The 12,263-nt window shown below is 37.7% G+C and carries 15 protein-coding genes; 13 read left to right on the top strand and 2 right to left on the bottom strand.

The features are described from left to right. The first annotated feature begins 195 nt into the window (after window positions 1–195). The gene (locus RCG21_RS24825) at window positions 196–546 is read left to right on the top strand and encodes a GNAT family N-acetyltransferase (RefSeq protein WP_133335807.1); all 351 of its coding nucleotides are present in this window, start codon (window positions 196–198) and stop codon (window positions 544–546) included. Between the two features lie 19 nt (window positions 547–565). Here the strand turns inward: RCG21_RS24825 and RCG21_RS24820 are convergent, their stop codons facing one another. Then, entirely contained in the window at window positions 566–1,093 is a 528-nt protein-coding gene (locus RCG21_RS24820) for a DUF309 domain-containing protein (RefSeq protein WP_133335809.1), read from the bottom strand. A 137-nt stretch (window positions 1,094–1,230) separates the two neighbouring features. Continuing rightward, window positions 1,231–1,317 (bottom strand): YjcZ family sporulation protein, encoded by an 87-nt coding sequence (locus RCG21_RS24815; protein ID WP_133336197.1) that lies wholly within the window; start codon window positions 1,315–1,317, stop codon window positions 1,231–1,233. A gap of 203 nt (window positions 1,318–1,520) precedes the next feature. On the opposite strand from RCG21_RS24815, the gene RCG21_RS24810 reads away from it, so the two are divergent. The 12 genes from RCG21_RS24810 (at window position 1,521) to ccsB (ending at window position 12,149) form a co-directional block, all read left to right on the top strand. Then, window positions 1,521–2,294 (top strand): segregation/condensation protein A, encoded by a 774-nt coding sequence (locus RCG21_RS24810; RefSeq protein WP_133335811.1) that lies wholly within the window; start codon window positions 1,521–1,523, stop codon window positions 2,292–2,294. After that, a complete protein-coding gene (gene scpB, locus RCG21_RS24805; RefSeq protein WP_133335813.1) occupies window positions 2,281–2,868 on the top strand; it encodes an SMC-Scp complex subunit ScpB in 588 nt (195 codons plus the stop codon). Before RCG21_RS24810 ends, scpB begins: the two co-directional genes overlap by 14 nt. Before the next feature lie 91 nt (window positions 2,869–2,959). Beyond that, window positions 2,960–3,373, top strand: a complete 414-nt coding sequence (locus RCG21_RS24800; RefSeq protein ID WP_133335815.1) for a hypothetical protein — start codon at window positions 2,960–2,962, stop codon at window positions 3,371–3,373. A gap of 26 nt (window positions 3,374–3,399) precedes the next feature. Continuing rightward, on the top strand, window positions 3,400–3,888 hold the full coding sequence (locus tag RCG21_RS24795; protein WP_133335817.1) for a YpuI family protein: 489 nt from the start codon (window positions 3,400–3,402) through the stop codon (window positions 3,886–3,888). A 120-nt stretch (window positions 3,889–4,008) separates the two neighbouring features. Beyond that, window positions 4,009–4,899 carry a superoxide dismutase gene (locus RCG21_RS24790; protein ID WP_133335819.1) on the top strand — a complete coding sequence of 297 codons (891 nt, stop codon included), beginning with the start codon at window positions 4,009–4,011 and terminating at the stop codon, window positions 4,897–4,899. A 355-nt stretch (window positions 4,900–5,254) separates the two neighbouring features. Continuing rightward, entirely contained in the window at window positions 5,255–6,397 is a 1,143-nt protein-coding gene (locus RCG21_RS24785) for a D-alanyl-D-alanine carboxypeptidase family protein (RefSeq protein WP_208025373.1), read from the top strand. Next, window positions 6,390–6,977, top strand: a complete 588-nt coding sequence (locus RCG21_RS24780) for a nucleoside recognition domain-containing protein (protein ID WP_133335821.1) — start codon at window positions 6,390–6,392, stop codon at window positions 6,975–6,977. Before RCG21_RS24785 ends, RCG21_RS24780 begins: the two co-directional genes overlap by 8 nt. Before the next feature lie 7 nt (window positions 6,978–6,984). Beyond that, window positions 6,985–7,521: a spore maturation protein gene (locus RCG21_RS24775; RefSeq protein WP_026573338.1), complete on the top strand. Its 537-nt coding sequence runs from the start codon at window positions 6,985–6,987 to the stop codon at window positions 7,519–7,521. A gap of 428 nt (window positions 7,522–7,949) precedes the next feature. Continuing rightward, complete coding sequence (rluB, locus tag RCG21_RS24770) at window positions 7,950–8,687, top strand: 23S rRNA pseudouridine(2605) synthase RluB (protein WP_133335823.1); 738 nt, start codon at window positions 7,950–7,952, stop codon at window positions 8,685–8,687. A gap of 100 nt (window positions 8,688–8,787) precedes the next feature. After that, window positions 8,788–9,312 (top strand): thiol-disulfide oxidoreductase ResA, encoded by a 525-nt coding sequence (resA, locus tag RCG21_RS24765; RefSeq protein ID WP_026573336.1) that lies wholly within the window; start codon window positions 8,788–8,790, stop codon window positions 9,310–9,312. Between the two features lie 20 nt (window positions 9,313–9,332). Continuing rightward, the gene (resB, locus tag RCG21_RS24760) at window positions 9,333–10,964 is read left to right on the top strand and encodes a cytochrome c biogenesis protein ResB (RefSeq protein ID WP_133335825.1); all 1,632 of its coding nucleotides are present in this window, start codon (window positions 9,333–9,335) and stop codon (window positions 10,962–10,964) included. Then, a complete protein-coding gene (gene ccsB / locus RCG21_RS24755; RefSeq protein WP_133335827.1) occupies window positions 10,965–12,149 on the top strand; it encodes a c-type cytochrome biogenesis protein CcsB in 1,185 nt (394 codons plus the stop codon). Window positions 12,150–12,263 lie beyond the last annotated feature (114 nt).

Here is a 12,263-nt window from a genome sequence, read left to right as displayed (position 1 = left end):
GGGGATTATTTATTGGGTTTTTATTGGTCCTAAGCATTCCTAAATTTTGGGATTGATGAATAAGCATTTATTTTGTATGATTGACAAGAGCGCAACTAGGGCTGTTAAGACATATAATACATAAATTGTAATTAGTAAATCTATGTAGAGATAGAACATTATGGCGGGGTTTATTTAATATAATGAGGGATCAATATGTTAATTCGGTATAAAAAAGCTTTCGAAAAAATTGCAATGGGTTTATTGTCCTTTATGCCAAATGAAAAGGACTTGAAAAAACTCCAGCAAACAATGAAGGAATATGAGACAGAAGAATTTAGGCAGTTGTTTTTGTGGAAGGAAGAAGATATTATTGGTCTTCTTGGGGTAATTAATCTTGATGCTTCAAATGAATTAGAGATACAGCATATTTCAGTGAACCCTTCTCATCGTTATCAAGGGGTCGGTAAAAAAATGGTTAAAGCACTTAAGGAAATGTACCCTGAAAAAAACATTACTTCTAATGAACAAACTCAAGCTTTTGTTGAAAAATGTGATATATGTTAATTGTCAAAAAAGGCAACGATTACATTTTATCGTTGCCTTTTTTTAATTTAATTGCATGTTCTCGTTCAGCAATTACACTTGATCGATCACGCAATTTATGCCGATCGACCAATGAAGCTTTTGTAAGATCACTATGTCTCCCCCAGTGGAATCCTGTTTGTTTACATAGAAGGATACATTGATTCAACAAGTTGGAATCCTGAATAGGAAGCAGCATGCTAACATAGGGCGATCTTTTTTCAATCTCTGATAAGCGATCAGTCAATTCCTTAATCAAGAGGGAATATTTCAAGCCCGCTTGGGTAATTGATTCTGGTTGGCTTTTAAAAATAGAAATGGCTTTTTCCAAAGTTCGTTTTGCTCCAATAAAATTGGTCCTTCGATGGTGGTAATTTGCTACTGCCAGTTGGATAAATCCAACCCAAATGGATTCTTTATTCCCCGGGTCTTTTCTTTTCCAATATTCTTCAAGAATTTCATGGCATTCAAAATAATCACGGTCCCCATGGAAATGGACCAAATATTCAATAAATTCTTTTGGGTACACCTTTCTTCCCCCCTTAGCCTTTTTCGTCTTTTTAGTTTATCATATTTAAGGTTATCCTTGCTTTTTAGAAGCATTAAAAGGTTAAAATAAAAAAGCCTGCCAAAAGGCAGGCTGGGCGCTTCCGCTATTCTAATTCATTACCAACACCAAGAAGCACCAACAATAATTAATAAAATGAATAGAACTACGATTAACGCAAATCCGGCACCAAAACCGTCAGCCATATTCAATACCTCCTAAATATTATTTGCTTTGTTCATTGACATCATATGTAGAGAATTTGTCCAGTGTTTGGGCAAACATCACATTTTGGTTAATATCGAATCTAGAAGGGGGATTTTTCTATTGGATAACGAAACTGATTCCTCTATACTTATAATAGTCGAAAAAAGTCCGACGAATTTTTCAGGAATACTGGTGAATAACAATGCCATACAAGGTTAAAATTGATGCGTTTGAAGGGCCATTGGATTTATTACTGCATTTAATAAATCGGCTCGAAATTGATATATATGATATCCCTGTTGCCCAAATTACCGAGCAGTACTTAATCTATATTCATACAATGAAGGAACTGAAACTTGATATAGCAAGTGAATTTTTAGTAATGGCTGCTACATTGTTGGCAATCAAGAGCAAGATGCTCTTACCAAAAAATGAAGAGACAATGGAAGATATGGATATCGAAGCACACTATGATGAAGAAGATCCAAGGGACGAACTTGTTGAACGGTTGATTGAATATCGAAAATTTAAAGAGGCAGCCAATGATTTAAAATCAATGGAAGAAGAACGCGGCCTCATGTATACTAAGCCGCCTAGTGATTTGTCGGATTTTGCAAAAGAAAAACAGCCCGAAAAAGCAGAACTTAATGTTTCGCTATATGATATGCTGGCAGCGTTTCAAAAACTGCTAAGAAGAAAAAAGCTTCAGCGTCCAATGTCAACAAAAATTACACGTCAGGAAATTTCGATTGAAAAAAGAATGTCCGAAATCATGGATGAGTTAAAGCATTTAAAAGGGCGCAAAAACTTTAATGACCTTTTTCCCTACCCGGAAAAAGAGCATGTTGTGGTAACTTTTTTGGCTATCTTAGAACTGATTAAAAGAAAAGAAATTGATGTTGAACAACAGGAAAACTTTGGTGATATTTTTGTAGAGGCAATTAAGGAAGGAAGAGAAGTGGTTGGAAATCATTAATTGGAGCAGTATTTTAGAAAGTCTATTGTTTGCAGCCGGTGATGAAGGACTGACATTAAAACAAATTGCCGAGGTTTTAGAGGTGGACGATCTAAAGGCCGGTGAAATAATAGAAGAGTCGATCCGAGAATATGAGCGTAACGAACAAAGAGGAGTTACGATTGTACAGCTTGCAGGAACGTTTCAGCTTGCTACCAAGAAAGAAAATGCCTCATATTTAAAAAAATTGGTTGACTCTCCAAATACGTCCGCGCTATCACAGGCAGCATTAGAAACACTTGCAATTATTGCCTATAAACAACCGATAACCCGTGCTGAAATCGAAGAAATTCGTGGGGTAAAAACAGAGAGGCCGCTTCATACACTTGTGTCAAAGGCACTTATAAAAGAAGTAGGACGGGCAGAAGGTACAGGCAGAGCCATATTATATGGAACGACGAAGGAATTTCTCGACTATTTTGGATTAAAGAGTCTTAAGGAATTACCAAAGCTTCCTGAAAAAGCAGAAGAAGAATATGTCCAAGAGGAAGCGGATTTGTTTTTTGAGAAGTTTCAAGAAACACTTGAATCATAGAATAAATAGGAAACATAAAGGAATATTTATGTTAAAATAGAAATAGCTTTCAAATTTCATTAATTTCTAATTGTTTAGGAGTGGGATTAAGGTGCTAATTAATCAATGCAGCGGGTATGAATTAGAGAAGGAAAAATCAAATACCTCTGAAGATTTCTTTAACAGAAGTGAAGTAACTTTTGAGGATGAAGGAGAGGAAAAAACCCTACACGTTCTCTATCTAAGGTACTTTGATGAAATGTTCAATGAATTCACTCCCTATCTACAGGACCCGATTTTTGATGAAGTAGAATTCAAGGATATTGTTGCCCTTGTTTGCTTGATTAAAAATCCAGGACTGCGCCATCGTAAACGTGTATACATTAATTCTAAGCATGAGTTTGCAGCCTATTTCCAGGAAATTGATTTTAATAAGCTGCCTGAAATTTTTCAATCCCTTAAACAAAACAAAAGTTATGAATTAAAATCACCGCTTGCTTTTATAATGCAGCCAAAATTATATTAGATTGGACTAAATCCGGGGGTGTAAATATGGGGAATACTTTAGTAGAATCACAACTTAATGATGTCAAGGGGTTTTTAAAAGAAACTATCCAGACACTGGAAGGTTTCTTAAATGAAACAACGATTTCACAATTAAATCCTGAAACTGAGGAAAAACGAAATTACCTTAAATTAATTGTTGCAAATATGCGGAAACTGCTCGTTTACAGTGAGGAAAGCATTGAGACATGTGCGTTAATCCTTCAAAGTGAGCCGTTTCAAAAGGCTGCAGCAGAAAAAACATTGTACCGTATTTATCATCAATGCATCGAAGAATTCTTTTCTCCAAAAAACGATGCATGGTATGAGGACAGCAGGTCTGCGTATACAGGAAAAAATTCAATTAAATATTATCAGCCCGTCCCGGAAACCATTCAAAATCTTATTAAAGGTTTAGAAGGCGATTTCCAACGGATTCGAGAAGAACTGGAATTTTACGAGACAGATTACCGTACAAAAATGGCCCAGTCTAAATAAAAGAAAAGGTTATTCCTTATAGGAATAGCCTTTTTTTGCATTATTAAGAGTTTCGGAACATACCATTTAGATAGACTTTGGTTCGATCCTAAAAATGATCTGTCTGAAATGAGGGAGACCGTGAGCAAATTTAGAAAATATGTAAATGAGCTCTTTCAATGGAATGAGCAAATGAGAGATTTTTTAGAAATGGAAGAGGTTGAAGCAGATTCAGACTTATGGAAGAATCTTGATGAATTTAGTGATTTAATCGAGAATACAAATCGGGAGTTATCGGATGCTGAACTTCTTAGTTTACAGTCGAAGGCTGAGTCAATTCATGAAGAACTGGAAAGTTATTTTCAAAGAAAACAAGATGTCGGAAATATTTGGTTATTAGAGAAGTCGCTCGCTCCTGGAGGCCATTCACTTCCGGAACTGTCCTACCCCTATAATGCACTTGAGCCATATATTTCTGAAGAGATTATGAGGCTGCATCATGGAAAGCATCATCTATCATATGTGAATGGCTTAAATAACGCTGAATTAAATCTAAAAAAAGCACGGGAAAGCAATGAGTTTTCTCTAATTAAGCATTGGTCAAGAGAACTTGCCTTTCATGGTTCGGGGCATTATCTTCATACGATTTTTTGGAAGAATATGAGACCGAATGGTGGGGGTACACCACAGGGACCTCTAAAGGATGAGATTGAGAACTATTTTGGGAGTTTTTCAAGCTTCCAGAAACATTTTAGCGAGGCAGCAAAACAGGTTGAGGGATCAGGTTGGACCTTGCTCGTTTGGTCCCCGATGGCAAGGCATCTCGAAGTACTGCAAACTGAAAGACACATGCTTTTAACTCAATGGAATACCATTCCATTGCTCGTTCTTGATGTATGGGAGCATGCATATTATCTACAGTATAAAAATAACCGTGCTGAGTATGTGGAAAACTGGTGGAACATCGTAAACTGGCATGATGTAGGAATGCGCTTCGAAAAAGCGGCAGATATTAAATGGACAGCAATTTAATTTATAGAAGCAATCGCTTAATCCAGCGATTGCTTTCGTTTTTTTTCTCATTAATGCATAACAAGCCTTGTCCTGCATAAAATTGTAAAAGAAATAAGGAAAAGCGGAAGCGCCCTGATCAGCCAAAGGCAAGTGCTTTAGGTCCTGACAGTGAAGTCGTTCTTTGACTTCAGTGGCATGCCCACATCACTGCTAATCATCCTTGCAGGCATGCGACGAGGTGAACAGTACTTCTTCGAATTTGCTTTGACGCAGGAGCAGATTGGAAACCTAGAGGAGCTAGGCGCTGGAGCTGGACAGTTCTCAAAGTTCAAGGGATATAATTTTTGATTCAGAAGGGGACGAGGTAAATCTAATGAGAATGATATGGAAGCTAGTTATTTTTTCCCTCGTGGTCACACTATTCATTGCTAACATTCCTCAAAAGGTGGATGCTTCCGTTTCCGTAGGTGCTGCCAGTGCGGTTTTAATGGAACAAAAAACGGGTCGAGTCCTTTATGAAAAGGATGCACACACAAAGAGAAGGATTGCCAGTATAACCAAGATTATGACGGCGATTCTAGCGATCGAATCAGGAAAAATGGATAAATATGTGAAGATAAGTGATCAGGCTGTAAGGACAGAAGGATCATCTGTTTACCTAAAACCGGGCGAAAAAATAAAATTAAAGGATTTAGTCTATGGTTTAATGCTTAGGTCCGGGAATGACACAGCTGTAGCAATTGCAGAGAATGTTGGTGGGAGCGTTGAAGGCTTTTCACTCTTAATGAACGAAAAAGCAAGAGAAATCGGCATGTATGATTCCCATTTTTCGAATCCACATGGACTCGATAATTCTCCAGAACATTATTCATCTGCCTACGATATGGCATTGCTTATGCGATACGCAATGAACAATAAACAGTTCAGAGAAATTTCCGGTACAAAGGTACATCGGGCGCCCAATCCAACAGAAGACTGGGACCGCGTATGGAAAAACAAAAATCGTTTGTTAACAAAATACAAATATTGCACAGGAGGAAAAACCGGGTATACAAAGCTCGCGAAAAGAACGCTGGTTACATCCGCAACAAAAGGAGATATGGACCTCATTGCAGTAACATTGAATGACTCAAATGACTGGAACGATCATATCGCCATGTATGAGAGTGGTTTTAAAGGCTTTGATATGGCAGAGGTTATCTCTAAAGGCAAGCTTGATATTTCTACTAATAAAATCTACAAGAACCATTTGTATATAAAAAATTCAGTTGTCTATCCAGCTACAAGTGAAGAAATGGATTTATTTAGTGTTAAATATAAATTGAACAAGCCATCTAAAAAATGGGGAGATTCGAAGAAAACCAGGAAGGTTGGTAAAGCGATGGTTTTTTTGGATGGCAAGGTTGTCAAAGAAGTACCAATCTATTATAAGGGTATCAAGGTTAATAAGGATGGTTTATTCGAATTTGTGAAAGAAATCTTTCTCTCGATTATTGGTGTGAAAACTAATGGTTAATTATATATGGGTTGGTATGACCATCATTGGTATTGTGTTTGCTTTGATCAACGGGAAAATGGAAGATGTAAATAAGGCGATCTTTTCAGGTGCGCAAGATGCTGTAACTCTTTGTATTGGTCTAATTAGTATCCTCGTGTTTTGGCTCGGAATGATGCGGATTGCACAGGAAGCAGGACTTCTAGAGAAGCTTTCTAAATTATTCCGGCCGTTGGTAAAACGCTTGTTTCCCGAGGTTCCAGTTAATCACCCGGCGATGGGATATATATTGTCCAATATGATTTCCAATATGTTTGGACTGGGCAATGCGGCTACTCCCCTTGGAATTAAAGCAATGGAGGAGCTAAAGAAGTTAAATGGCGGCAAGAATTCAGCCAGCAGGTCTATGGTTACCTTTTTAGCAATAAATACAGCAAGTATCACGATTATACCCACCACAGTTATTGCCATCAGAATGACCTACAACTCAGCATCCCCTACGGAAATAGTTGTTCCAACATTAATTGCCACTATTCTATCAGCATTAGGTGCAATCCTGATTGACCGTTATTTTTATTATCGAAGAAGCCGAAAAGGATGAAAAGAACATGGAGCTGATCTCTGGTATCTCTCTTGGTTTTATTCCTATTTTAATAGGTTTTATTTTACTCTATGCAACATTCAAACAGGTTCCTACCTATGAAAGCTTTGTAGAAGGGGGAAAGGAAGGAATCAAAATTGCTGTTTCAATTATTCCTTTCCTCGTAGGGATGCTCGTTGCCATTACGGTATTCCGGGCATCAGGTGCACTGGATGCCTTAATGAAATGGATTCGACCGGCGATGGAAGCAATCGGAATCCCTGCCGAGATTGTTCCCTTATTGTTTATCAGACCCATTTCGGGAACAGCAGCGCTGGGAATGACAAGTGATTTGATTAAAGTTTACGGTCCTGATTCCTTTATTGGCAGACTGGCATCCGTATTGCAAGGAAGTACGGATACTACTTTTTACGTTTTAACCGTCTATTTCGGTGCGGTTGGGATTAAAAAAATGGGGGATGCCTTAAAGGTCGGTCTATTAGCGGATATAGTTGGAATTGTTGTCGCCATCATTGTGGTTGCTTTTGTTTTTGGAGCAAAATAGGAATAAAATAAAAATAAAGAAAGCAAGTTCCTACGAGAGGAGCTTGCTTTCTTTATTTTGGTATATCATTAGCTTTGAAAAATGTCGAAGTTATGTCATAATTCATTAGGATGGAATAAAACTAATTGTTTTCTTATTTAATGTTTTGGCTGTGTTAAAGGACAATGTTGATTTTTTAACCCAGTTGATTGGAGCGGAAGGCGCGAAGACTCCTCGAAAATGCTATCGCATTTTCTTCGTGCGTGGGCGGATTCAAGGAAGCAATTCACTGTCCTGCGGGAGTACGGGGCAGGGGAGACCCCACAGGAGCGAAGCGACGAGGAGGCTCCCCGGCACGCCCGCGAACCGCTCGCGCCTGGAGCGGAAATCAACAGACAAATTTAACAAAACCAATGTTTAAAAGAAAAATCCCCGAGGTGAAATATAAAATGGAACGATTGCAAAAAGTAATGGCCGCAGCAGGCATCGCATCAAGAAGGAAATCGGAAGAATTAATCAAAGAAGGAAAAGTGAAGGTAAATGGGAAAATTGTTACCGAGCTTGGTTTAAAGGTCTCAGCAAACGATAAAGTAGAAGTTAATGAAATACCGATTGAAAGAGAAGAACCAGTTTATTTTCTATTGTACAAACCGCGCGGAGTAATCTCAAGCGTAAGTGATGATAAAGGAAGGAAAGTGGTTACCGACTTCTTTTCAGAATTTAAAGAAAGAATTTATCCTGTCGGGCGGTTAGATTATGATACATCTGGTCTTTTGCTAATGACGAATGATGGGGAATTTGCTAATTTATTGATGCATCCGAGGAATGAAATTGAAAAAGTATATGTTGCAAAAGTAAAAGGGATTCCACAAAAAGAAAGTTTAAGAAAATTGGAAAAAGGCATTCGGCTTGAGGATGGAAAAACCGCACCTGCAAAGGTAAAAATGCTCTCATTGGATAAAAAGAAACAAACAGCCATTGTTGAAATTATTATCCATGAAGGCAGAAATCGCCAAGTTAAAAGAATGTTCGAAGCCATTGGCCATGAGGTAATAAAATTGAAGCGTGAACGTTATGGCTTTCTAACATTAAATGGACTAAGTGCTGGTGATGCAAGAGAATTAACTCCGCATGAAGTTAAGCAGTTAAGAGCACTTGCGATGGAATCTACCAAAAAAAATTCATAGAAGTTTCACAATTGCCCGTTTTTGTTAATAATATGGCGGTGTTGGAAAATGGTATAATTTAGACAAACTGTGTTAAAAGGGGTTTTCTGGAGGGGTATAAATGAAAAAACGGCGTTTAGTGATGAGAACGATTATATTGCTTGTACTTGGGTTAGCTGTTGCTTATACGCTATATCAAAATTTAACTAAGGATGATCAGCAAAAAGTAGCAATCGGAAAACCGGCACCGGATTTTGTTTTAACCGATATGCAGGGGAAAAAGCATCGTTTATCCGATTATAAAGGACAGGGAGTATTTCTAAATTTCTGGGGAACTTGGTGCAAACCCTGTGAAAAAGAAATGCCTTACATAAATAATCAATACCAGCAATTTAAGGATAAAGGTGTGCAGGTTCTCGCGGTTGATATTAACGAGTCAAATATTGCCGTTAACCAATTTGTGGACCGATATAGTCTTGATTTCCCAATTGTCATTGATAAGGATAAACAAGTGATGAATGTCTACGGTATTGATCCGCTTCCAGCGACATTTTTAATTGATAAAAATGGCAATGTAGTAAAATATTTTACTGGTCAATTAACGGAAGACAGGGTAAGGGAATTTATGGAGAAAATTAAACCTTAAGGTTGTTGGGAGTTTTTATCATGAAAGATGCAAAATGTGAATGTGGACATGTGAATCCCCATGGAACCGTGCTATGTGAAGCGTGTGGAAAGGTATTGGATGAACAGGAGAAAGAAAAACAATTAGTTGACATGCGCTATGAGGGAAGTGCACGACGTTCACAAACCTATAATAAAACCATTATTGATAAAATATGGAATTTTTTCTCTTCTGTAAAGGTTGGGGTGTGGCTAATTGTCATAACCTTAATAGCCTCTGCAGTAGGGACGATTTTTCCACAGGAAGAATATATACCGCAAATAATGCCTGCAGACGAGTATTATCAGAAGGAATATGGCTGGTTGGGGAAATTATATTACCAGCTTGGCTTTAATGATTTATATGGTTCATGGTGGTATTTATTATTGATTGCGATGATTGGAATTTCCTTGGTTATTTGCAGTCTTGACAGGGTTGTGCCTTTATATAAAGCTTTAAAAGCTCAAAATGTTACAAGACATGAAGGTTTTTTAAAACGTCAGCGTGTTTTCGGAGTCAATCCATCCATTAATACAGATGATTTCACAAAGGTAAAAGAACATTTAAAGGCGAAGCGCTATCATGTTCGTGAAGAAAATGGGGATTTGTTAGCGGAAAAGGGTCGTTTTTCCCGCTGGGGCCCATATGTAAACCATGTAGGTTTGATCATTTTTTTAATTGGTGCAATGCTTCGTTTTGTTCCTGGAATGTATATTGATAAATCCTTGTGGATTCGTGAAGGAGAAACTGCTGTTATTCCTGAAACTAATGGTAAATACTACCTGAAGAATGAAAGATTTATCTTACAGCTATATGATAAGGACAAAGACAAAAAATTTGATCAGGCTCTTAATAGAGTCAACCAAGTGGCTAAAAATTATCAATCTAATGTTGTTCTCTACGAAAGAGTCGGCGAAAACATTCCTGGTGAAAAGCCGAAGCTAAAAAAGGTTAAAGACTATGGTATTCGTGTTAACGATCCATTATCCTTTAACGGGTATTCAGTCTATCAAGTCGATTACAAGCTTGATGAACTGCAGTCTATGTCTTTTGCGTTGACGAATAAAACGACTGGAAAATCCTATGGGGATTTAAAAATCAATCTTTATAATCCTAAGCCTGTTTATGATCTTGGTAATGGGTATTCTGTGAAAGTTCTAAGCTATTTTCCCGATTTTGAGTTTGAAAAAGGCGGAGAACCTACTACAAAATCGAGAGTACCCAACAATCCTGCATTTGTATTTCGAATGATTACACCAGATAAACCAAAAGGGGAAACGAGTTTTGTTGCAATCCGACAAAATATTGAGCCTTTTGGTAATAATAAGTATAAAATGACATTTAGAGGCATCGAGACAAAAAATGTTTCTGGTTTAACAGTTAGAAAGGATTTAACGATTTGGGCCATCATCTTGGGCGGTATTGTTTTTATGATTGGGGTTGTCCAAGGCGCTTATTGGAATCATCGTAGAATCTGGATTCAACATAAAAATGGCGAGGTATGGGTTGCAGCCCATACAAATAAAAACTGGTACGGTCTGAAACGAGAAATGGAAACGGTTTTAGCGGATACGCATTTTACCATGCCTGAGGATCAGCTGCAAAAAGATAGGACGGAGAAGGAGGAAGCATAGTTGGTATCACTTAGTAGTAATTTGCTGTTTATTGCTTTTATTCTTTACTTAATTGCTACCTTATTTTATGGAGGAGCGATTAAAGCGAAAAAAAATATAGATGAGAAAAAAGGAACCAACAAGTGGGGGAAAATTGCTGTATTTTTAACGATTATTGGTTTCATCTCTCAATTGGGTTACTTTATTCTAAGATGGATTGCTTCTGGACATGCACCAGTAAGTAATATGTTTGAGTTTACAACCTTTTTTGGTATGGCTCTTGTCGGGGCATTTATTGTTATCTATTTTATTTATCGAGCCGTCCTTCTTGGATTGTTTACCATGCCCGTAGCTATTCTAGTCATTGCTTACGCAAGTATGTTTCCGCGTGATATAACGCCATTAATACCAGCATTGCAAAGTTATTGGCTCTATATCCATGTGACCACTGCTGCAATTGGTGAAGCGATATTAGCCATTAGCTTTGCGGCAGGTTTAATCTATCTTGTAAAGGCGGTTAATCAATCGAAATCTAGTAAACAAACCTTTTGGCTTGAAATTGTCATGTTTGGTCTTGTTACCACATTGGGATTTGTTTTAGTTTCTTCCATTTTTTCCGGAATCGGTTATCATGAGAAATTCAACTGGGTTGATAAAAATAAAAATCAAGTGCAAGTTGAATACACAATGCCCGCTGTTATTGGGCCTCATAAAGGAGAATTAGTAACAAAGGGTGGTTTTGAACCGGTTGTGGAAATGCCGGCAATGATCAATGCTAAAAAAATGAACACGGTCATGTGGTCCTTTGTTGGAGGACTGATTCTTTACGGTATCATTCGCTTAGTGCTTCGAAAACGAATTGCCGCAGCTCTTCAGCCGTTTGTAAGAAATATTAAACTCGATTTTGTTGACGAAATTAGTTATCGGTCTGTAATAATCGGTTTTCCTGTATTTACACTTGGTGCTCTCATCTTTGCAATGATTTGGGCGCAGGTTGCATGGACAAGATTCTGGGGCTGGGACCCTAAGGAAGTATGGGCTCTAATTACCTGGTTGTTCTATGCCGCCTTTTTACATCTCCGTCTGTCAAAAGGCTGGCATGGTGAAAAATCAGCATGGCTTGCAGTCATCGGCTTTGTAATTATCATGTTTAATCTAGTTGCGGTTAACTTAGTCATTGCTGGTCTTCATTCATATGCTGGATAATAGATAAGAATAGATTTAATCTTATAGCCTTCACAATTGGTTAGTGAAGGCTATTTTTAATAATAATTATTATACCCTGTCATAATTTTGACACTTTTAGGAAAGCATTTCTTT

This window comes from Bacillus salipaludis (assembly GCF_030938565.1).
GTDB lineage: Bacteria > Bacillota > Bacilli > Bacillales > Cytobacillaceae > Neobacillus > Neobacillus salipaludis_A.
Note: the sequence above shows the minus strand (reverse complement) of the source record. Positions and strands in the feature narration are given on the sequence as shown.